The sequence below is a fragment of the Pseudonocardia sp. Ae331_Ps2 genome (assembly GCF_001932405.1).
Lineage (GTDB): Bacteria > Actinomycetota > Actinomycetes > Mycobacteriales > Pseudonocardiaceae > Pseudonocardia.
Genome location: NZ_MCIM01000001.1, coordinates 4,292,357 through 4,312,716, shown reverse-complemented (window position 1 = coordinate 4,312,716; position 20,360 = coordinate 4,292,357). Strand labels below are relative to the sequence as shown.

Sequence of the window (20,360 nt, the reverse complement as noted above, 5' to 3'; positions counted from 1 at the left end):
TGACTCCTGTCGCCACGGGTGTCGCCGCAGGTGACGAACGGGTACGGCGGAACCGCCCGGGCACCCGGAGGAAGCCCGCCGGCGTTCGCGGGTGCGAACCGTCAGGGCCGCGGCGCGGCGTCCTGGGGATCGCCGACGACCGACAGCAGCCGCAGCTTCTCGTAGCTCTCGCTGCCGGGGACGGCGGTGTAGACGAACAGCAGGTGCGCCTGGTCGGGGTCGACCAGGGTCTGGCAGTTCAGCTCCAGCACCCCGAGCTCGGGATGGACGAGCCGTTTCGGGTCCGGCGGTCGCAGACCCACCTCGTGGCGGTCCCACAGCGCGCGGAACTCGGCGCTGCGCCCCAGCAGGTCCTCGGCCAGCGCGGCGGCCCGCGACCCCGGCCCGCGCAGCCCGACGAGCCCGCGCAGCCCCGACGCGTACAGGCGCGACAGGAGCCCGTGGTCCTCGGCGACGTACAGCCCCCGGGCGGCGGGGTCGGTGAACCATCGGTAGCCGAGGCTGCGGGCCGCTCCGGTGTGGACGGTCGAGTCGCCGGTCAACGCGACGCCCGTCGGCGTCTGCCGCAGGGTCTCGCCCAGCTCGGTGACGATCTCGGCGGGGGTGTCGGCGAGCCGGTCGAGGATCCGCAGCAGACCCGGGGCGACGTGTGCGCTGTCGGCGCCCCGTGCGGGCGGGCGCCGCCCGGCGAGCCGGAAGAGGTGGTCGCGCTCGTCGAGGGACAGGTGCAGGCCCTGCGCGATCGCCACCAGCATCTGCTCCGACGGGTGCGGCCCGCGTTCCTGCTCCAGACGGGCGACGTAGTCGGCCGACATGTGGCACAGCGCCGCGACCTCCTCCCGGCGCAGCCCTCCGGTCCGACGACGGCGCCCGCGCGGCAGCCCGACGTCCTCCGGCTGCAGCGCGGAGCGGCGGTGCCGCAGGAACTCCGCCAGTCCGGCCCGGTCGACCATGCACACCCCTCCTCGTGTCCTGCAGCCATTCCTACCGCGCGGGCCGCCACCGCAGCCACGGATCGACGATCAGTGGCTACCGGGCCGCGCCCCGGACAGGCTGATCCCATGACACGCACCCCAGACCTGACCCTTCCCGACCTGACCGGGCGCCGCGCCGTCGTCACCGGCGGCAGCGACGGTGTCGGCATCGGCATCGCCGACCGGCTCGCCGCCGCCGGTGCCGAGGTCGTGCTCCCCGTCCGCAACGCGGCCAAGGGCGCCGCCGCCGCCGACCGCATCCGGGACCGGCACCCCGGCGCGACCGTCTCGCTCCGCGAGCTCGACCTGTCCTCGCTGGCATCGGTCGCCGCGCTCGGGGAGACCCTGCGGGCGGAGGGACGGCCCGTCCATCTGCTGATCAACAACGCCGGCGTCATGACCCCGCCGGAGCGCCGCACCACCGCCGACCGGTTCGAGCTGCAGTTCGGCACCAACCATCTGGGCCACGTCGCGCTCGTCGCGCACCTGCTGCCGCTGCTGCGCGAGGGCCGGGCCCGGGTGGTCTGCCAGATCAGCGTCGCTGCGGCCCGCGGCCCGGTCCTGTGGGACGACCCGGACTCCGAGCGCTCCTACGACGGCATGGCCGCCTACCGGCACTCGAAGATCGCGTTCGGATTGTTCGGCCTGGAGCTGGACCGGCGCAGCCGCGCGGCGGGCTGGGGCATCACCGCGAACCTGTCCCACCCGGGCGTCGCGCCGACCAACCTGCTGGCCGCCCGCCCCGACCTGGGCCGGGAGCGACAGACCTTCGGACGACGGGTGCTCGGCGCGATGTCCCGGGCCGGCCTGCTGATCGGGACCGCCGACTCGGCCGGGCTGCCCGCGCTGCTCGCCGCGACCGCACCGGACGCCGGGCACGCCGTGCTGTACGGGCCGAAGGGGCCGGGGCGGGTGGGTGGGCCGCCCGCCGAGCAGGAGCTGTACCGGCCGCTGCGCGACGCCGACGCCGCCCGCCGGATGTGGGACCTGTCGCAGGAACGGGCCGGTGTCACCCTCGACGGCGCCGCCACCCCCTGACAGCCCCCCTCGCCGACGCCTCCGGAACACCGGCGGGCCCCACCGCCGCGGACCCGCCCGGAGAGGATCATGGAGTCGTCGACGTACGGAGGTGCCCAGTGGACGACCAGTCCCCTCAGGAGCGCGAGATCCTGCTGCACGGACAGCGCGTGAGCTACCGCGAGACCGGTCGCGGAGAGGGCCCGACGGTCCTGCTCGTGCACGGTCTCGCCGCCAGCTCGCGGACCTGGGCCCCGGTGTTCGACGCCCTGGGCGGCGGCCTGCACGTGATCGCGCCGGATCTGCTCGGGCACGGCGCCAGCGAGGCACCGCGCAGCGGTGACTACTCCCTCGGCGGCTACGCGACCGGGCTGCGGGACCTGCTGGCCGCACTCGACGTCGAGCGGGCGACGATCGTCGGGCACTCGTTCGGCGGCGGCGTCGCGATGCAGTTCGCGCACCAGTTCCCCGAGTTCACCGAGCGGGTCGTGCTCGTGTCCTCCGGTGGTCTCGGCCACGACCTGACCCTCGCGCTGCGGGCGGCGAGCCTGCCGGGCACCGAGCTGGTGCTGCGGTCGGCGGCGTCGCTGACCGCGCCGTGGATGCGTCGCGCCGCCCACCGGCTCGCCCACCGCGTCGGCCGGGTGCCGCGCTCGGACATCGACGGTGTGCACACCGCGCTGGAGACCTTCGCCGACCGCGGCACCCGCGGCGCGTTCGTCCAGACCGCGCGGGGCGCGCTGGAGCCGTCCGGCCAGCGGCTCGACGGGGCGCAGCGCCTGCACCTGCTCGAGGAGGTGCCCGTGCTGCTCGTCGGCGGGAACCGCGACCGGGTCATCCCGCCGGCCCACACCCTCGCCGCGCACGACCGGCTGCCCGACAGCCGCCTGGAGGTGTTCGACGGCGCGGGGCACTTCCCGCACGCCGAACAGCCGGCCCGGTTCGTGGCGCTGCTGCAGGACTTCGTCGACGGGACGGCACCGGCCGAGGGCGACCGGGACGCACTGCGCCGCCGGATCCTGGGACTCCCCCGGGTCGGCTGACCCGTCGTCAGCCGGTCGGCGTCCCGTGGCCGCTCGCGCGGAGCGCCCCGGTCAGCGTGTCCGCGCAGAGCTCACGCACCGCGGCCCGGTCGAGGACCGGGTTCTCCAGCCAGTCGAGACAGACGGCGACGAGGAACGACAGCCAGCCGCGCACGGCCAGCCGCACCGGTTCCGGCGTGGGGCCGGAGCCGACCACGGCCCGCAGCACCCGCTCCTGCTGGCGGGCCAGGTTCCCGTCCACGATGGACCGGATGGCCGTGTCGGCTCCGAGCGCGCCCCGGAACAGGGCGCGGTAGCCGTGCGGGTGGGCCTCGACGTAGTCCAGGTAGGCGTCGAGCACGGCCCGCAGCCGCTCCGCCGGTGGCAGGCGGTCGTCGGGTTCGGTGACGGCGAGGAGCGTCGCGGCCTCCTGCTCGACGACGGCGGACAGGAAACCGCGCTTGCTCCCGAAGTAGTGGTAGAGCAGCCCGCGGCTGATCCCCGCCGCCCGGGCGACGTCGTCGACCCAGACCTCGTCGTAGGGCTGCGTCGCGAACAGCGACGCCCCGGCCGCGAGCAGCTGCCGGCGACGGGTCTCGGTGTCCAGCCGCCGGAACGCCGGCCCGGACGGGCTGTTTGACATGGGAGTGGCAGCTTACTAGCGTCGGCCCTTGTTGTACGTGGGTTCAACAAGCGGGGGTACGACGATGCGCAGGCCGTCGGTCCGCACCGCGCGGAACGTGTGGATCGCGGGCTTCTCACTCGCCGCGGTCCTGCAGGGGGTCTTCGGCCGCCGGTTCGCCCGGGGCGCCGCGTGGGGCCGCAACGCCGGATGGCAGCGCGAGATCGCCGTCTGGAACGTCGGGACCCTCGTGACCGCGGCCGGGCTGGCCGGGCTGGGACCCGAGGCCGACCGCGCGCAGGTCCGCGGCTTCGCGGTGCTGTCGACCCTGTTCGGGCTCAACCACCTCGCCGCCGCCCTGCGGTCACCGCGCAGTGGGAGCAACTGGTTCGGGGCGGGGCTGAACGCGGTCGGGATCACCGCCGGCGTCGCGGCCCTGGCCGCACCGCGGCCCGCCCCTCGCGGCCCCGACGAGCGGTGAGACCGCGACCGGCCGGGCCGCCGCTGGTGGAGCAGGTGGACCGGGGCACCGTCCTCGTGACGGGGACCGACGTCAACTGGGTCCTGCTCCGCGAGGGCGACGCCCTCACCCTGGTCGACGGCGGCTACCCCGGGGACGTGGCGGCCGTCGAGTTCTCCATCGCGACCCTCGGCCTCCGTCCGCAGGACGTGGTCGCCATCCTGGTGACCCACGCCCACGTCGACCACCTCGGCGCGGTCAACCCCTTCCACGCCCGGTACGGCACCCCGGTCCTCCTGCACCCGGTCGAGGTGGCGCACGCCCGTCGCGAGCGCCGGGAACAGCTGACTCCCGCGCGGGTGGTCGCCGGGCTCTGGCGGCCGGCCGTCCTGCCGTGGGCGGTGCGCGTCGCCCGGGCCGGGGCGGGCCGGGACGTCGCCGCCGCTCATGCGCAGCCGTTCCCGACCAGCGGCGCCCTCGACCTCCCCGGGTCTCCCGTACCGGTGCCGACCGGAGGTCACACGTCCGGCCACACCGCCTTCCACCTCCCGGCCTCGGGTGCCGTGATCACCGGCGACAGCCTCGTCACCGGGCACGCACTCTCCCCGGCGACCGGGCCACAGCTGCTCCCGGCGTGGTTCAACCACGGGACCGACGAGGAGATGCGGGCGGCGCTGGGCGCTCTGGCCGGCGTGGACGCCGACCTGCTGCTGCCCGGGCACGGCCCGGCACACCGCGGACCGCTGCGCGCCGCCGTGGACCGGGCGGCCGGTGCCCCGCCGGGTGGCGGCCCGCGCACGACGAGAGGACGACGATGACCCGAGGACGGGGACCACGGCGGTTCCGGGAACAGCGGTGGCTGGTCGACGAGGCCCTGCGGGTCCGCGACGTCGAGTTCGACCAGCCCCGGCTGGGCTACCACCTGGGTGCCGTCGGCGACGAGCTCGCGCCGGCCGAGACGGCCGCGCTCCGGGCGGGGATCAACAAGCTCGCGGACTTCGTCCCGGTGGTGCGGTCGTTCGCCGAGCGACGCGCGCGCCGGGCCGAGGACGCCGAGCGGCGCGGCCACCCGGACAGCGCCGCGGTGCACCACTTCGCCGCGGCCCAGATGTGGTCGCTCGCCTGCTGGCCGGTCTGGGAGGACGACGGGCTGGCCCGTGAGCTCGATGAGCGCAAGAACGCCGCCTACCTGGCGTGGGCCCGCCGCGCCGCACACCGTGTCGAACGGGTCGACGTCCCGTTCGGTGACGCCGCACTGCCCGGATGGCTCCATCTCCCCCGCGGCGCCGAGGGTCCGCTGCCCACGGTGCTGGCCATCGGGGGCATGGACGCACCCCGCGAGATGCTGGTCGCCCGCACCGGCAGCCCGTGGCTCGCCCGCGGCGTCGCCGTGCTCGCTCTGGACGGCCCCGGCCAGGGCGAGGCGGCGATCCGTGGTGTCCACGTCACCCCCACCGCCTGGGCCGAGGCCGGCGACGCCGTGATGGGCTGGATCCGCGGCCGTCACGACCTCGACGCCACCCGCGTCGTGGCGTCGGGCACCAGCTTCGGGTCGTTCTGGATGTCCCAGCTCGCGTCCGGGCAACCCGATCTGCTCGGCTGCTCGGTGGCGCTGCCCTGCTTCGAACCGGGCGCCCACACGATCTTCGAGGAGGCCCCGCCGACGTTCAAGGCGCGCCACATGTGGATGGCCGGGCTCTACGACGACGAGGACGCCTTCGACGCGATGGCCGCCCGGTACGACCTGCGACCCCACGCCGAGACGATGCCGGTGCCGTGGCAGATCGTCGGCGGCGCGGCGGACGACCTGTCCCCCTCCTCGTGGGTCCACGAGATGACGCGACGCTGCACCTCCCCGACCTCGGTCACCCTCTACGCGGGCGCCCGGCACTCGATGACCGAGGCCTCGTCGGTCGCGTTCGGGCCCGGCTGGCGGGCCCTGCAGGTCGAATGGCTGCACGACCGCCTCCGCGGCCGTACCCCGACGACGGAGAACCTGCTCGTCCTGCCCTCGGGGGAGGTCACCCTCGCCGGGTGAGAACGGGGGTCCCTACTCGTAGCCCTCGTCGCGCAGTGCGGAGCGGTAGCTCGCATCCAGCGCGCGTCGGGTGAGCCCGCTCGTGGCGGTGGCCAGCCCGCGGGCGACCACTCGTGCGGCGCGTCCACCCCGGGCGGCCAGGTGCGCGGCGCCGATCGCGGTGAGGTCCGGGCCGTTCACCGCCGGCCCGGCCCAGAGGGCGTCGACGGCAGGACTGCGCACGAGATCGGCGGTCGCGACCTCCACCACGACGGCGGCGTCGGGCGCCCTGTCCCGCAGCGCCATCGTCGCGAGCAGCGCCGGCTCCACGCTCACCCGCGCCGTACCGGTGAGCCGGACGACGTCGCCGCGACCGGGTACGACGGCGAGCAGCGAGACCTCGGGGCAGCTCATGAGGTTGTGCAGGGTGTCGGCCCGCCGGTTGCCGCGGCGCTCGGGGAACGCGACCGTGTGCCCGTCGAGCAGCCGCAGCAGGGTCGGCCGGTCCCCCCGCGGGCTGGTGTCGTGACGGCCGTCGCTGTCGTGTGAGGTGATGACCAGGAACGGGGTCATCGCGAGGAACTCCGCGACCCCCGGCTCGGCGAGCGGGCCGCTCGCGGGCGGGGTCACGCGAACCGGGTCCGGCACCGCCGTCCACAGCTCGGACCGCAGCACGCAGCGCGCGCAGTGCACGTAGCCCTCCTCCAGCCGGACCTCGACCCGGCCGTCGCGGGTCCCCTCCGCGACGCCGTTGCACCGGAAGGTCTCGCCGAGGCCGGGGATCAGGAACAGCATCGACACCCCCGTCCCGGGCGCGGGCACGTCGTCCAGCGGCACCGACAGCAGCGTGGCGGACTCGGCGCGGACGACACCGGGCCACCCGCCGGCGAGCACGGTGCCGGCCCGGGTGCCGACGGCGACGACCGGGGCGGCGGCGAAGATCTCGCGGCAGCCGTCGTCGAGCACCGCTGTCGACTTGAGCACCACCGGTCTCGGCGGGGTGCCGATGAGGGCGTCGACCTCGTCGGTCGTCCTGAGCGTCTGCATGTCGTCGACGCTAGGATGGCGCTCGTGCGGTAGGTGGCCGATCATGGCCGTGAGACGGCCAACCGGAGGTGCGCGTGTCCGGGACCGTGCTCGCGACCGCGCGGACTCGGTTCGACGACGGGTTCTCCTTCGACCTGCACACGCACGACTTCCATCTGCTCAGCTGGTCGGCGTCCGCGACGGTCACCCACCACACGTCCGAACGCGACTGGCTCGTGCCCCCCACGCATGCGTTGTGGATGCCCGCCGGGGTGCCGCACGCGATCGAGGTGGTCAGCGGCGGACTCGGCTACGGCGTGATCCTCACCGGGACCACACCGTGGACCGAACCGACCGGAGTGCTGGTCACCCCCTTGATCCGGGAGCTCATCGTGCACCTGGGCACCCCCGGCACCGCCGCGCGGGACCGGGCCGAGCAGCTGCTCGTCACGTTGCTCGAACCCGTCCCGAGCACCACCTTCACCCTGCCGGTCCCCGACGACCCACGGCTGCGGACCATCACCGACGCCCTGGTCGCCGACCCCGCGGACGACCGTGATCTGGCTGCCTGGGCCGACCACGTCGCCGCCGGCGTCCGCACGCCGACCCGGCTGTTCCGAGCCGAGACGGGCATGACCTTCGCCCAGTGGCGCACCCACGCCCGCGTCCGTGCGGCGCTGGTCCTGCTCGCACGCGGCACGTCGGTCGGGGCGACGGCCCGGGCGGTCGGCTACCGCAAGCCCGGTGCGTTCGCCGAGGCGTTCCGACGAGTGACCGGCCGGGCCCCGAGCGACCTCGGTTGACACGCAGCGCGGGACCCGCTCTACCACCGGTCCCAGTGCACGACCTCGTCCACCGGGATGCGCGTCGCCGGGCGGAACTCCGTGCCGACGGTGTACGCGACCGGGATCAACGCCGCCTGCATCACCGACTCGTAGGGGATGCCGAGCAGGGCGGCCGCGTCGCGCTCGACGGCCATGGTGCCGGTGGTCAGGACGGTGCCGAGCCCGTGCAGACGTGCGGCCAGCATGAAGCTCCACACCGCGGGGAACAGCGACCCCCACCGGGATGCCTGCCGGTCCGCCCCGAGGCCGTCGGTACGGCCTTCGATGCAGGGGATCACCAGTGCCGGGACCCGGTCCAGGTTCTGGGACAGGTGGCCGAGCCCGTCCCACACCTTCTCCATCGCACCCGGGCGGACGTGGGCGCGGCGCAGCTCCTCGGTCGACATCGGGCTGTCACCGCGGCCGATGCCCGCACGCCAGAGGTCGGCGAGCCGGGTGCGCACCGACGGGTCGGTGACGACCACGAAGTGCCAGCCCTGCTCGTGCCGACCGGTGGGCGCCTGGGTGGCGATCTCGATGCAGCGCCGCAGCAGGGCGGGATCGACCGGCCTGTCCAGATCCAGCCGCCGCCGCACCGACCGCGTCGTGGTGAGCAGCTCCTCGGCCGACAGGTCCAGGACCTGGTGGTCGGCCGCCGTCGTACCGGCCGTGTCCTCATCCATGACGGGCCTCCAACTCGGGGGCGGTGCGCGAACGGGTCGCGCGGGTGAGGGCCACGGCGACGGCCGCGGCGAGCAGGAACACCGTGACCTGGTAGGCGCCGGCACGCCCGAACGACGGCACGGCCCCGGCGGTGTAGGCAGCGCCGCAGAGCGCCACCCCGATCGTCCCGCCCAGCTGCTGCGCCGTGGGCAGCAGCCCGGACACCGTGCCCACCGCTCCGGCCGGCACCTCGGCCAGGACGAGGGTGAAGGCCGAGGCGGTGAACGCGCCGAACGCGATCCCGCCCAGGGCCAGCACGGTCCAGAGCGCGGGGCCGGGGTGGTCGACCACGACGACGGTCGCACCGCACACCGCGGCGAGCACGAGCGATGCGCCGGCGAGCATCGACACGTCCCGCCGCCGCGCGAGCGGCTCGGCGAGCGCGCTCCCGGCGAGCGCCCCGACGGCGTAGGTCGCGATCGTCCCGGCCGTGCGCAGCGGACCGAACCCGACGGGCCCCTGCAGGTGCAGCGACAGCAGCAGGACGAAGGACGGCACCCCCGCGTTGAACACCAGCACGACCCCGATGCCGAGGCGGGCGGTGGCGGTGCCCAGCGCTGCCGGCTGGACCAGCGGATACGCGGCGCGACGCTGCTGGACGACCAGGGCCGACAGCAGGACCACCGCCGCCGCGAACGACACCCGGGTCCACATCGGCCACCCCTGTTCCCCGCCGAGCGCCAGGGGGAGCACGACGGCGGACAGACCCGTCACGCTGAGCAGGGCCCCGGCGACGTCGAGCGGGACCCGGTCGGCGACCCCTCCCCCGGTCCGCGGGAGCACGGGCCACAGGACCAGCGCGGCCACCCCCACCGGGACGGTCACGGCCAGGGCCGCACGCCATCCGGCGCCGAGCGGGTCGAGCTCGAGCAGCACCCCACCGAGCACCGGGCCGGCCAACGAGGCGACGGCCATCGTCGCGCCGAACCAGGACAGCGCCCGGGCCCGCCGCCCGGGGTCCACCGACCGCTGGATGATCGACAGGACCTGCGGCGCGACCAACCCGCTGCCGATGCCCTGCACCAGCCGTGCGACGACGAGGACGTCGGCGTCGGGGGCGAGCGCGCCGGTGGCGGCGGCCGCGGTGAAGATCGCGGTCCCGACGACGAACAGGCGACGGTGCCCCCAGCGGTCGCCCAGGCGCGCGGCGGTGATCAGGGTGCAGGCGAAGGTCAGGGTGTAGCCGGCGACGACCAGCTGACCGGCGCCCGCGCCCGCAGCCAGGTCAGCGCGGACGTCGGGCACGACGATCTGCATCACCGTGACGCTCATGAGCTGCACGAACGTGCCCGAGAGCAGGACGGGCAGCGCGAGGCGCCTCATCGCCGGGTGGCGAGGTCGGCGAGCAGCCCGCCGAGCTCGTCGGGACGGGTCAGGAAGGGCGAGTGGCCGCCGGGCAACGAGTGCACCTCGAACCCGCGGCCGGGAGCGGCCCGGTCGGCCTCGGCGATCATCAGGTCCTGGGTCGCCACGGGGAGGGCGCGGTCGTCGGTGAGCCGGACGTAGCTGCGGGGCACGGTGCCCCACCGGCCGGCGGTGACGGCGAACGGGTCGGAGAGGATCGCCGTCGTCTCGTCGGGCTGCAGCAGCGACCGCCAGGCGGGCCGCCCGGCCGGCCAGTCGTGCAGGAACGAGGTGCGGATCGCCTCGACCTCGGCGGGGTCGTGGGACAGGGGATTGATCCGCATCGCGCCGATCCGGTCCGGGTCACCGATCCGGGGTGCGTGCGTGGCGTGGGCGTTCTCCGGCGCGCCGATGTAGTCGGTGAACCGGGGACGGCCCGCGGGGACGAACGCCGACAGGTACACGACGTGGTCGACGAGGCCCGGCTCCTGTTCGAGGACGGCGGACGCGGGCCCGCCACCGGCACTGTGGGCGACCAGCACCAGCCGGGCGGTGCGCCGCCGGATGTCCGCGAGCTGCCCCAGCAGGTCCTTCACGACGACGTCGGGGGTGAGGTCGGCCAGCCCGGAACGCTCCGTCGTGAGCCCCGGCTGCCCCGGGAGGAGGTAGCCCGACGGGTACGGGGCGTCGAGGCCGTGCCCCGGCATCTCGAGGGCGTGGCTCGTCAGCCCGTGCCGGGCCAGCACCGTCCGCACCGGGCCCCAGTGCAGCGAGGAGTGCCAGGCACCGTGCAGGAGCACGACGGAGGTGCCGGTGGCGGGATGGTTCAGGGAGGTCTTCGGTTCTGCGGACACGCCCCCACCACACCGGCACCGGCCGGTGTCATCCACCTTCATATCTCACGTACGGCAGCACGATACCTCCGAGCTATCGTGGCGCGGGTGGAAGCACGTCATCTGCGGTACGCGCAGGCGCTCGCCGAGCACCGGCACTTCGGCCGGGCGGCCGCGTCGCTGGGGATCGCACAGCCGCCGCTGTCCTCCCAGATCGCCGCCCTCGAACGCGAGGTCGGCGAGCGGCTGTTCGACCGCACGCCGAAGGGGGTGTTCCCGACCGCGGCCGGCACGGCGTTCCTCGCGCGCGCCCGGAGCGCGCTCGACGAGATGGGCGGAGCCGTCGTGGACGCCGGACGAGCCGCACGCGGGGAGACCGGGCGGCTCCGGCTGGGTTTCATCGGCTCGGCGCTGCTCGCACCGCTGCCCGGGGTGCTCGGCAGGTTCCAGCGCGCCCGGCCGGACTTCCGGCTCGAGGCACTCGAGACGGGAACCCCGGCGGGCGTCGCGGGTCTGCTCGCGGGCGAGCTCGACGTCGCCGTCGGCCGCGGGGCACCCCGGGGCCCGGGGGCCGAGGAGCTCGTCACGGTGCCCATCGGCACCGACGACCTCGTCGCCGCCGTCGCCGTGACGCACCCCTTCGCGGGGACGAGGTCGGTCACCATCGAACAGCTCGCCGGCGAGCGGCTCGTCGTGTCCGGCAGAGCCGACGAGCCGGGGGTCGGGGCCTGGCTGCAGACCGTCTTCGCGGACGCACCGAAGACCGTCTTCGCGGACGCACCGACGGCACTGGACGGCGCCGCGACCGCCCGTGACATCCACACGATCGTCGGCCTCGCCGCGTGCGGCGTCGGTGTGGGGCTGGGGCCGTCGCGGATGCGGCTGCTGGCCCGCGACGACGTCCGGTTCTGCGACGTCACACCGGCCGTCCGCCTTCCCGACCTGCAGCTGTCGTTCCGGGCGTCGGACGACTCGCCCGTCCTCGCGGCCTTCCTGGACGTCGTGCGGCTCAACTGCGACGAGGTCGGGTCGCGGCTGGACCGGATCCTCTCCCACCACCCCGGCGTCGGGGCCCTCTGACGACGGCCTCGTCCGATTCGGCCGGCCACGGGCACCGGGTCATCCGGACCGGCCCCGGCACCGCAGGTGCCGGGCGAGGAACCGGGCCGCGTCGCCACCCTCGAACGCGGGAACGCCGGTGTGCCCGCCGGTGTTGGCGTGCAACGTCTTCTCAGTCCTGCCGAGCGCGTCACTGCCGAGCGCGTCGAACAGGTCGAGAGCCTGCCGGCGGTCGTTGCCCTCGTCGTCCCACTGCAGCAGCATCAGCAGCGGGACGGTGACCCGCCGGGCCTCGTCCAGGGTCGCGCGCGGCAGCCGGCTACCGGCGAACAGCAGCGCCGCCGCGATCCGCGGCTCCAGCGCCATCCGGACACCGATCGCGGTGATCCCGCCCGACCAGGCGACCGGGTCGTGCCCGGGCAGCGCGTCGAGCAGCGTCCGCCACTCCGGGACCGACGCCTCGACCAGCGGTGTGACCAGCCGTTCGACGACGGCGTCGGGAACGGGTTCGCCCGCCCGGACCGCCCGGCGCAGCTCGGCGCGGGCGGCGTCGACGGCGGGCAGGCGGGGTCGTCCGCCGGCACCGGGCAGCTCCAGGGTCGCGGCGGTGTACCCGTCGGCGACGCAGGAGCGGGCCCGCCCGAGCAGCCTCGGGTGCATGCGTGCCAGGTCGCCGGGGTGGCCCAGCAGGACCAGCGGGGTCGGGCCGCCGGTCGTGCGGGGTGACCAGAGAACGCCGGGGACACCGTCGAGGGTGAACCGGTGTTCGGTCAGGTGGTCGTCGAGGTGCTCGGTGCTGATGACATGCATGGTCGTGCCTTCCGGGAGTGCTCGCGGCGCTCCGGGACGGCCTGCCGTCCGGGTGGGAGCGCCCGTGTCGGTACCGCGGTCACGGGACTCACCTCCTCGGGTCGGTGCACGGTCGGTCGCACGCTAGCCGCGATCCGCGCCCTCGTCGCACGGATTTCCCGTCGCATTCCGGCCGTACGGTGTAGGGGTGCTGCGCTGGGACGACCCGTTGCCCACCCGGCCGCGCCGCATCCTCGTCGCAGGGGTCTCCGGATCCGGGAAGACGACGCTCGCCGCCCGCCTCGCCACGGTGACGGGCGGTCCGCACACCGACATCGACGCGCTGTTCCACGGCCCCGGCTGGACGCCGCGCCCGTCCTTCCTCGACGACGTCGACCGGTTCACCGCCGCCGACACGTGGGTCACCGAGTGGCAGTACGGCACGGCGCGCCCGCGCCTGGCGGCCCGCGCGGACCTGCTCGTCTGGCTCGACCTGCCGTTCTGGACCGTCACGTTCCCCCGTGTGCTGCGGCGGACGTGGCGGCGCAGCCGCCGCCGTGAGGTGCTGTGGAACGGCAACGTCGAGCCTCCGCTGCGCCGGCTGCTCGTCGACCGGGAGAACATCGTGCGCTGGGCCGTCGCGACCCGGCACAAGTACCGGGAGCTGGTACCCGCGGTCGCCCGGGAGCACCCGGCGCTGACGGTGGTACGGCTGCGGTCACCGCGCGAGGTCGACGACTGGGTCGCCGGGCCGCTCCAGCACTCACTGCGCGGGACCGGGCTCTCCTGACAGGGGCACCAGGGAAGCCACCGGCTTCACGACACCCCTTCCCCAATTCTGGGGATCCGCCGCCGCACCCGGCAACACTCGGTCGTCTCGCGCGACATAGGGGCCATGACGACCCCGCAGACCCCACAGGGCCCCTCCTGGAGCACCACCCCGGCCGGCCACGGCGTGCCGCCCGGCCAGTACCCGCCGCCGGGCCGGATCCCGCAGCAGCGGAACCTCCCGACCGCACCCTGGGCGCAGCAACCGCCCCTTCACCCGGCTCCGGCTCCGGCTCGACGACGGAAGTGGCCGTTCGTCGTCGGCGGGCTCGCCGTGGTGATCGTCGCCGCCGCAGCTGCCGTAGGCTCGGGCGACGGAGACGCGGCGTCCCCCATCGCTGCGGCCCCGTCCACCGCACCCGTCGTCGTGCCGTCCACCGTGGCCGCCGCGCCGCCGGCGGTGATCGCCCCGGCACCGAGCAGCGCGGCGTCCGCTCCCGAGACCTACGCCGCCCCGGCCGTGCCCGCGCTGTCGGTGAGCCGACAGAACGCCGTCGAGTCGGCCGAGGGCTACCTCGACTTCAGCTCGTTCTCGCGGACGGGTCTCATCAAGCAGCTCGAGTTCGAGCACTTCTCCAGCGCCGACGCGACGTATGCCGTCGACCACGTGACCGTCGACTGGGACGAGCAGGCGGCACGGTCCGCGAAGAGCTACATGGAGTTCAGCTCGTTCTCCCGGCAGGGTCTGATCGACCAGCTGAAGTTCGAGGGCTTCACCGCTGCGCAGGCCAAGCACGGCGCGGACGCGGTCGGGCTCTGACCTTCGACGTCGAGCAGTCCTCGTCCTCGGACGCACGGGGACGGGCGATGGACGACATCCACGATGGACCTTCTCGAACACCCTCTCCGGTGTCGTTCCCGTCCGTGCCGTTCGGGCTGCCCGCTCCTGCACATCGATCTGTGACACCGGGGGAACCGACCCCGCCCCGTCGTCACACCGGGGAACGGACGGGGCGACGTAGGCTCGGTCCTCAGACCGGACCCACCGATCCCCTGGAGGCCGTCCGTGCCCCGCCCCCCGGCCCGCGTGTTCGCCGAGATCGCCACCGCAGACCCACCACGGGGACCACGGACCGTCATGGGCCGCGCCGTGGTGCTCGGGGCGAGCATCGCCGGGATGCTCGCTGCGCGCGTGCTCGCCGACCACGCCGAGGAGGTCCTGCTCGTCGACCCCGACGGTGACCCGACCGGCCCGGAGCCCCGGCCCGGCGTCCCGCAGGGCGGGCAGGTGCACGCGCTGCTGCCCGCCGGGCAGGTCCAGCTCGAACGCTGGTTCCCCGGCATCACCGCGACCGCGATCCGCGAGGGCGCAGTGCCGCCCGACCCCGCCACGGTGGAGCTCTGGGTCAACGGCCGCCTCCGCCCGCTCCCCGCCACGCCGCAGGACGAGCCGACCCTGGTGACGACCCGCCCCTTCCTCGAGAACCTGGTCCGGCGGGCCACCACCGCCGTCCCCGGGATCCGTGTGGTCGCAGGTCGTGCCGAGGGGCTGGTGTTCGACGGCGCGCGGGTGTCCGGGGCCCGGGTGCGGGTCGGGGACGAGGTCGTGACCGAGCCCGCGGATCTGGTCGTCGACGCCACCGGCCGGTCGAGCAGGCTCGCCGAGTGGCTGGGCCAGGGTGGTCATCCGCGTCCGACCTGGCAGCGGATGCCGATCAGGCTGAACTACGCCAGCGCCCTGTTCGAGCGTGACCCTGCGATCAGCGATGCCGGCGTCGTGATCGCGACCTCCGACGCCGACGACGGCCGGGTCGCCCGTCAGGCCGGGATCCAGGCGGTCGAGAACGACCGGTGGATCGTCCTGGTCGCCGGCTACGGCGACGACCGGCCCACTCGCGACCCCGCAGACTTCCGCGAGCGCTGCAGCCGGGATTTCCCGGCGGCCTTCGGCGACATCGCCACCGGCGCCCGGATGATCGGCGACGTCGTCACCTACCACCAGGCCGACAGTCGTCGCCGCGACACCGCATCTCTTCGACAGCTGCCCGCCGGCATCATCCCCATCGGTGACGCGATCGCCTCGTTCAACCCCGTCTACGGGCAGGGCATGACCTCCGCCGCGCTGCACGCCTCCTGCCTGTCGGCCTATCTCCGCTCCGCTCCGTCATTGGCGGAGCCCGCCCGTGGCTACCTCGACGACGTGCAGGTCGTCGTCGACGCCGCCTGGAGCATCTCGACCCTGGCCGACCTGCGGCTGCCGCACGTCGACGGTCCCTACCCGCGCGGGTACCCGGTCGCGTCCTGGTTCGGACGACGACTGCAGGCCGCGTCGTTCACCGATCCTGAGCTGAACCGGCGCCTGTCCGCGGTCACGATGATGCACGAGCACCCCAGCGTGCTCGCCCGCCCCGGCACGGTGGCTCGGGTGCTGCGGGGCGGGCGCGGGAGGCCGGTCGGCTGAGCCCCCCTGCACCGGGGCCGCCGCCACGGGCCGCCTCGTAGCATGTGTCAGCGCTGCTCGGTAGTGGCGCCGTTCAACTCGGGCCGCCTTTCACCACCGACCACACGAACCCGATAGAAGACCCCGACGTTCTGATGCTCGGCGCCAGCGAGTTCGGGCGCACTGACGTACCTGATGGTCAAGCATGGCGACGGGTGGCGGATCGCTTTCGCCCAGACGACACCCGTCCTCGGCACGTCCCCGTCCCAATGAGACTGACCACTCCGACGCCTCACCGGACACTGGCTCCGCATCCGACTCTGCGCCTCCCTCGACCCGAAACAGCGCGTCCATCGATGGGACGACGCGCTTCGGATGAGCACCAACGCGGTGGGATTCGCCCATCTGATGCCCACCCGGAACGCCGATCAGGATCCCCCGGACCTTCATCGGGCGGGATGTCCGGGGGCCGTTCGTTGATCACCGCCGGCTCACTCCGGCGCGCAGGGCCACCTCTCGTGGTTCCCGGCGACGCGGAGGGAGTCACGGCGGAGCAGGTGGGGCGGATGCCGGCTTGAGTGCGCCGACGAGGCACGACAGTTCCTCCGCGGCATGCTCGAGAAGCGCCGAGAGATCGAGCTCTGGGGCGCCTTCCCAGGCGAGTGCGGCGTACCCGAAGACCGCGGCGCCCACTCGTGACGCCAGGAGCGCTGTCGCTTCGGGGATCTGACGGTCCGTCAGGGCGACGCACACGGCTGACGTGAGCGCTGCGGACTTGGCGTGCGCTCGTTCCTGCAGCGCCGCCGACGTCGCGATGACGCGCGCCCTCCGCTCGGCAACCGGGCGACCCGTGACGAACAGGGGGATCGCTGCGCGGTACGCCTCCAGAACCAGATCCAGTGGTGACGGCGTGCCCGGGGCCGACCTGATGGCGCCGGCCATGATGTCGCGCAGCTCCGTCTCGCCGTCGAACAGCACCTCGCGCTTGTCCGCGAAGTGGCGGAAGTAGGTCCGCTCGGTCACTCCCGCGCGCGCAGCGATCTCCGCGGTCGTCGTGGCTTCGTATCCCCTCTCCGCGTAGAGATCAAGGGCTGCCTCCTGCAACCTCGCCCGCGCTTGAGCGCCGCTCCTCGGCATCGCACCATGCTAGCGAATGTCAGTCACTGACACTTCGTGGTAGCGTCAGTGACTGACACAAACCGACGAGAGGATCGGGCCATGTCCCCTGTCTCAGCCTTGGCCATCCGTTTCCACAAGACCGGGGAGCCCTTCGACGTGCTGCGAGAGGAGCGCGTCGAGGTCGCTGACCCGCCGAGCGGCAGGGTGCGGGTGCGCGTCCTCGCCGCGGGGCTCAACCCCGCGGACTGGGAACTCTGCCGCGGGTTCATGCCCGGCCGGCTGCCGCGCGGCATCGGGTTCGACGTCGCCGGTGTCGTCGACGCGGTCGGCCCCGACATCGTCGACCACGAGTCTGCGCTGGTCCGCCCCGGTGATGTCGTGTTCGGCACGGCCGACTTCACGGCGCAGCCCAGCGCCGGCGCGGCTGAGTACAGCATCATCAACAGCTGGTCCCCGGTGCCGGAAGGGCTCGATCCGCTGCAGGCGGCAGTCCTGCCGATGGCCGTGCAGACAGCGGCCTGGACGCTCGAGCTCACCGACGTCCAGCCCGGTGCGACGCTGCTCGTCCACGGTGCCGGCGGCATGGTCGGGTACGCCGCCGTGCAGATCGCGCTGCGCCGCGGCGCACGCGTGATCGCGACAGCCGGCCCCACCTTCACCGCGGACCTGGAAGGCTTCGGTGCGCGCGTCACCTCCTACGGGGACGGGATGCCTGAGCGCGTGCGCGCGCTCACCGACGGAGCCGACGTCGACGTGGTGATCGACACCGCTCGCCCCGCCCCCGGAACGCTGCGCGACCTCATCGAACTGGCCGGGAACGATCCGCGCCGCGTGATGACGATCAGCAATCACGACGAGGCACGAGAGCTCGGAGCGCGGGTCAACATCGACGAGTTCCGACCGGGTCTGACCCCTCTCGCAGAACTGCTCCCGACGTACGCGGCGCTCGCCGCGCGAGGCGAGTTCCACCTCCCCATCGCCCGGTCCTACCCGCTCGCCGAATGGCGCGACGCCGTGGCGCTGAGCCTGCTGGGCAACCCGCACGGCAAGGTCGTACTCGAGCCTGGACACCCTCGGCCATCTGCCTGACGGCGTGTGGCAGGCCATGGGACGGAGCTGCGGGACGCCCCGGTCCCAGGCGGAGGTCAGCAACGCCGTCTCCGGCCCGGGCAGGGCCTGCGCGGACCGTGAGCGAGGTGAGGTCGTCACGGGCGACGACACCGCAGCAGTACGGTGCGGGCGGACCTCACCCGCGCGACTGTGTGACCGCCGAAGCATCCTCCGGGCAGCGCCCGTTCAGGATGCCGCGGTGTCGTTCAGCCAGTTTGAGGTAGCGGGAGAAGCGTTCGCGCCGTGGCCCGGGATCTCCGGCATCACGGCGACCTGGTCGTCCATCACCGACGTCTCCGGGGTGACCAGGACGACCTCGCGCAGCCGAAGGAGGTCGCCCTGGTGCGGCCGGCGATCGAGAGGTTCGCGACGTCGGCCGTCAGGCCGGCGCAGGCCTGCCCGTCCACCCGACATGGTCCGCCCGGGTATGCGGCGCTCTGCGACGGTAGGCATCGGACCGGACCCATCGCGACGACCGAGCCCGACTCCGCGCTGAGCCGACGATGTCGGTGGGAGCTGATGAGCTAGCCGGGTGTTCGAAACCCGGAACGAGCTCCGCGACCTCCAGACCCTGCTCGACACGTCGTGGGCCGCCTCCAGCGACCATCTGAAGTCGATCGTGCGGCCAGGCGAGAGCACCTTGGACGCCGAGCAGGTCGTCCAGATCTGCCGAGGCATGTGCACACTGGCCATCGCCACGGTCACCCAGCGCGGCGAGCCACGCATCAGCGGCGCCGACGGACACCTCCTGCACGGCCGCTGGATCATCGGCACCCACCGCCGAGCCGCCAAAGCCCGTCACCTCGCGGCGCGGCCCGCCATCAGCGCGACCTTCATGCGCGGCGAGCAGGTCGGCATCTTCACCCACGGAAACGCTGTGCCGCTGAACCCCGAAGGAACGAGCAGCGACCCGACCTGGCCCACCGTCCGCGACTACCTCGTCGACCACTACGACGACGACCCCGCCAAACCGTTCTGGGACGAGAACGTGTGGTTCCGCATCGATCCGCACTGGATGGTCGCCTACAGCGGCGATCCTGTCGGCTTGCTCGATCGAGATCCGCCGATCTGATGCGAGTTCGCGGGCCTGCGCGCCGAGCTCGGCCACGATCACGGCGTGGTGAAGCGGGTGGCCGAGCAACTCGGCTACTACCAGGCCGACCTCATCCCGCTCCCCCACTGTCGGTGTGCCACGACTCATCACATACTGCGCCACCAACGCCACAGAAGGACTGAACCCATGCCCGAGTCGACGTCGAGCGAGCAGCCCGACGGCAAGCCCAACGCTGCAGACGACGAGGTGTTCGCCGCGATCCGCCGAGCTCGGCTGGGTCTCGCCGACCTGGTCGCAGGCCTGGACTCCGACCAGCTCGCCACCCCCAGCTTGTGTGCCGGCTGGTCGGTGCGCGACGTCGTCGGACATCTCGTGCTGGCGTCGGATCCCCCGAAGGCGCGGCTGTTCGCCGCAGTCGTTCGTGCGAGGGGCAGCTACGACCGGGCCATGGACAGGCTCTCGCGAGCCGAGGCCACCCGGCCGTTCCCAGATCTGGTCGCGAACCTGCGGGCGAACGCGGACAGCCGTTTCGCCGTCGCCGGAGTCGGGCCGCGCGGTCCGTTGACCGACGTGCTGGTGCACACCGTCGACATCGCGGTCCCCCTGAGGCTCTCCTGGAGCGCCCCGCCCGACGCGGTCCGGGCCAGCCTGGAGTTCGCAACGAGCAGCCGAGCCAGAGCTTTCGTTCCCCGTGGTCGGCTGAGCGGCCTACGTCTTCACGCTTCTGATCTCGGCTTCACCTGGGGACAAGGCGCAACAGTGAACGGGTCCGGGATCGACCTGCTCGCCGTTCTCTGTGGCCGCGCCGCGCTACTCGAGCGTCTCGACGGTCCCGGGGCAGATGTACTGGAGTCTCGGACATTGAGGTGTTCTCAGTAGCGGGTTGATCATGTCGTGCGGTCGTACTCGGTGTGGAGTAGTACGAGCGCAGCTGCGGTGATCGCGCCGGTGCGCCAGGGACATAGCGTGACTCGCCGCAACGCGGCGAAGGTGGTCTTGAGCAGGGCGTTTCCGCGTTCGGCCAGAGCACGAAGGGCTGAGTGCAGGGTGTTGACGGTGCGCTGGTTGACCGTCTGCCCGCGGCCGGGGGCGAGTTTGATGGGCACGGTGAGCCGGTCGGCTTCGCCTTCGTAGCCGAGGTCGCCCAGCGCGGCGTGGA

General features: G+C 73.7%; 22 protein-coding genes. 13 read left to right on the top strand and 9 right to left on the bottom strand.

Features of this window, described 5'->3' with window-relative positions; all coding sequences use genetic code 11:
* Nucleotides 1-101 precede the first annotated feature (101 nt).
* Entirely contained in the window at nucleotides 102-953 is an 852-nt protein-coding gene (locus tag Ae331Ps2_RS20725; protein ID WP_075306962.1) for a helix-turn-helix transcriptional regulator, read from the bottom strand.
* Nucleotides 954-1,061: 108 nt separating this feature from the next.
* Between Ae331Ps2_RS20725 and Ae331Ps2_RS20720 the strand changes: the two genes are divergently transcribed.
* Nucleotides 1,062-2,012 carry an SDR family oxidoreductase gene (locus Ae331Ps2_RS20720; RefSeq protein WP_075306964.1) on the top strand — a complete coding sequence of 317 codons (951 nt, stop codon included), beginning with the start codon at nucleotides 1,062-1,064 and terminating at the stop codon, nucleotides 2,010-2,012.
* A 98-nt stretch (nucleotides 2,013-2,110) separates the two neighbouring features.
* Entirely contained in the window at nucleotides 2,111-3,034 is a 924-nt protein-coding gene (locus Ae331Ps2_RS20715) for an alpha/beta fold hydrolase (protein WP_075306966.1), read from the top strand.
* 7 nt (nucleotides 3,035-3,041) lie between these two features.
* On the opposite strand, the gene Ae331Ps2_RS20710 is transcribed toward Ae331Ps2_RS20715, so the two are convergent.
* On the bottom strand, nucleotides 3,042-3,656 hold the full coding sequence (locus tag Ae331Ps2_RS20710; protein ID WP_075306968.1) for a TetR/AcrR family transcriptional regulator: 615 nt from the start codon (nucleotides 3,654-3,656) through the stop codon (nucleotides 3,042-3,044).
* A gap of 64 nt (nucleotides 3,657-3,720) precedes the next feature.
* Here Ae331Ps2_RS20710 and Ae331Ps2_RS33445 point away from each other — a divergent pair, with 64 nt between their 5' ends.
* The 3 genes from Ae331Ps2_RS33445 to Ae331Ps2_RS20695 are packed head-to-tail and all read left to right on the top strand — an operon-like array spanning nucleotide 3,721 to nucleotide 6,133.
* Nucleotides 3,721-4,116 (top strand): hypothetical protein, encoded by a 396-nt coding sequence (locus tag Ae331Ps2_RS33445; RefSeq protein ID WP_075306970.1) that lies wholly within the window; start codon nucleotides 3,721-3,723, stop codon nucleotides 4,114-4,116.
* Complete coding sequence (locus Ae331Ps2_RS20700) at nucleotides 4,113-4,913, top strand: MBL fold metallo-hydrolase (protein ID WP_233147579.1); 801 nt, start codon at nucleotides 4,113-4,115, stop codon at nucleotides 4,911-4,913. Before Ae331Ps2_RS33445 ends, Ae331Ps2_RS20700 begins: the two co-directional genes overlap by 4 nt.
* Nucleotides 4,910-6,133, top strand: coding sequence for a S9 family peptidase (locus Ae331Ps2_RS20695; RefSeq protein WP_075306972.1), 1,224 nt, complete (start codon nucleotides 4,910-4,912; stop codon nucleotides 6,131-6,133). Before Ae331Ps2_RS20700 ends, Ae331Ps2_RS20695 begins: the two co-directional genes overlap by 4 nt.
* Nucleotides 6,134-6,145: 12 nt before the next feature.
* Here the strand turns inward: Ae331Ps2_RS20695 and Ae331Ps2_RS20690 are convergent, their stop codons facing one another.
* On the bottom strand, nucleotides 6,146-7,159 hold the full coding sequence (locus tag Ae331Ps2_RS20690) for a pyridoxamine 5'-phosphate oxidase family protein (RefSeq protein ID WP_075306974.1): 1,014 nt from the start codon (nucleotides 7,157-7,159) through the stop codon (nucleotides 6,146-6,148).
* A 74-nt stretch (nucleotides 7,160-7,233) separates the two neighbouring features.
* On the opposite strand from Ae331Ps2_RS20690, the gene Ae331Ps2_RS20685 reads away from it, so the two are divergent.
* Complete coding sequence (locus Ae331Ps2_RS20685) at nucleotides 7,234-7,941, top strand: AraC family transcriptional regulator (RefSeq protein WP_170917050.1); 708 nt, start codon at nucleotides 7,234-7,236, stop codon at nucleotides 7,939-7,941.
* 20 nt (nucleotides 7,942-7,961) lie between these two features.
* Here the strand turns inward: Ae331Ps2_RS20685 and Ae331Ps2_RS20680 are convergent, their stop codons facing one another.
* The 3 genes from Ae331Ps2_RS20680 to Ae331Ps2_RS20670 are packed head-to-tail and all read right to left on the bottom strand — an operon-like array spanning nucleotide 7,962 to nucleotide 10,883.
* Entirely contained in the window at nucleotides 7,962-8,645 is a 684-nt protein-coding gene (locus Ae331Ps2_RS20680) for a nitroreductase family protein (protein ID WP_075306976.1), read from the bottom strand.
* Nucleotides 8,638-10,008, bottom strand: coding sequence for an MFS transporter (locus Ae331Ps2_RS20675; protein ID WP_075306978.1), 1,371 nt, complete (start codon nucleotides 10,006-10,008; stop codon nucleotides 8,638-8,640). Before Ae331Ps2_RS20675 ends, Ae331Ps2_RS20680 begins: the two co-directional genes overlap by 8 nt.
* Nucleotides 10,005-10,883, bottom strand: a complete 879-nt coding sequence (locus Ae331Ps2_RS20670; RefSeq protein WP_233147580.1) for an alpha/beta hydrolase — start codon at nucleotides 10,881-10,883, stop codon at nucleotides 10,005-10,007. Before Ae331Ps2_RS20670 ends, Ae331Ps2_RS20675 begins: the two co-directional genes overlap by 4 nt.
* An 87-nt stretch (nucleotides 10,884-10,970) precedes the next feature.
* Between Ae331Ps2_RS20670 and Ae331Ps2_RS20665 the strand changes: the two genes are divergently transcribed.
* The gene (locus Ae331Ps2_RS20665; protein ID WP_075306980.1) at nucleotides 10,971-11,942 is read left to right on the top strand and encodes a LysR family transcriptional regulator; all 972 of its coding nucleotides are present in this window, start codon (nucleotides 10,971-10,973) and stop codon (nucleotides 11,940-11,942) included.
* Between the two features lie 39 nt (nucleotides 11,943-11,981).
* On the opposite strand, the gene Ae331Ps2_RS20660 is transcribed toward Ae331Ps2_RS20665, so the two are convergent.
* Nucleotides 11,982-12,731 (bottom strand): alpha/beta hydrolase, encoded by a 750-nt coding sequence (locus Ae331Ps2_RS20660; RefSeq protein WP_075306982.1) that lies wholly within the window; start codon nucleotides 12,729-12,731, stop codon nucleotides 11,982-11,984.
* Between the two features lie 187 nt (nucleotides 12,732-12,918).
* On the opposite strand from Ae331Ps2_RS20660, the gene Ae331Ps2_RS20655 reads away from it, so the two are divergent.
* From Ae331Ps2_RS20655 to Ae331Ps2_RS20645, 3 genes are all read left to right on the top strand, one after another.
* Nucleotides 12,919-13,500 (top strand): AAA family ATPase, encoded by a 582-nt coding sequence (locus Ae331Ps2_RS20655; RefSeq protein WP_233147581.1) that lies wholly within the window; start codon nucleotides 12,919-12,921, stop codon nucleotides 13,498-13,500.
* A gap of 105 nt (nucleotides 13,501-13,605) precedes the next feature.
* Nucleotides 13,606-14,298, top strand: coding sequence for an Ltp family lipoprotein (locus tag Ae331Ps2_RS20650; RefSeq protein ID WP_083695812.1), 693 nt, complete (start codon nucleotides 13,606-13,608; stop codon nucleotides 14,296-14,298).
* 246 nt (nucleotides 14,299-14,544) lie between these two features.
* The gene (locus tag Ae331Ps2_RS20645; protein ID WP_139318753.1) at nucleotides 14,545-15,939 is read left to right on the top strand and encodes an FAD-dependent oxidoreductase; all 1,395 of its coding nucleotides are present in this window, start codon (nucleotides 14,545-14,547) and stop codon (nucleotides 15,937-15,939) included.
* 522 nt (nucleotides 15,940-16,461) lie between these two features.
* On the opposite strand, the gene Ae331Ps2_RS20640 is transcribed toward Ae331Ps2_RS20645, so the two are convergent.
* The gene (locus Ae331Ps2_RS20640; protein WP_075306986.1) at nucleotides 16,462-17,055 is read right to left on the bottom strand and encodes a TetR/AcrR family transcriptional regulator; all 594 of its coding nucleotides are present in this window, start codon (nucleotides 17,053-17,055) and stop codon (nucleotides 16,462-16,464) included.
* Nucleotides 17,056-17,136: 81 nt separating this feature from the next.
* On the opposite strand from Ae331Ps2_RS20640, the gene Ae331Ps2_RS20635 reads away from it, so the two are divergent.
* The 3 genes from Ae331Ps2_RS20635 to Ae331Ps2_RS20620 all read left to right on the top strand — a co-directional run bounded on the left by Ae331Ps2_RS20635 (nucleotide 17,137) and on the right by Ae331Ps2_RS20620 (nucleotide 20,080).
* Nucleotides 17,137-18,126, top strand: a complete 990-nt coding sequence (locus Ae331Ps2_RS20635; RefSeq protein WP_075306988.1) for an NADP-dependent oxidoreductase — start codon at nucleotides 17,137-17,139, stop codon at nucleotides 18,124-18,126.
* Nucleotides 18,127-18,679: 553 nt separating this feature from the next.
* Nucleotides 18,680-19,219 (top strand): pyridoxamine 5'-phosphate oxidase family protein, encoded by a 540-nt coding sequence (locus tag Ae331Ps2_RS20625; protein WP_075306991.1) that lies wholly within the window; start codon nucleotides 18,680-18,682, stop codon nucleotides 19,217-19,219.
* A 168-nt stretch (nucleotides 19,220-19,387) separates the two neighbouring features.
* Nucleotides 19,388-20,080 (top strand): maleylpyruvate isomerase family mycothiol-dependent enzyme, encoded by a 693-nt coding sequence (locus Ae331Ps2_RS20620; protein WP_075311967.1) that lies wholly within the window; start codon nucleotides 19,388-19,390, stop codon nucleotides 20,078-20,080.
* Nucleotides 20,081-20,088: 8 nt separating this feature from the next.
* On the opposite strand, the gene Ae331Ps2_RS32630 is transcribed toward Ae331Ps2_RS20620, so the two are convergent.
* Nucleotides 20,089-20,360, bottom strand: a 272-nt coding sequence (locus Ae331Ps2_RS32630) for a transposase family protein (RefSeq protein WP_139319265.1), incomplete at its 5' end; no start/stop codon positions are given.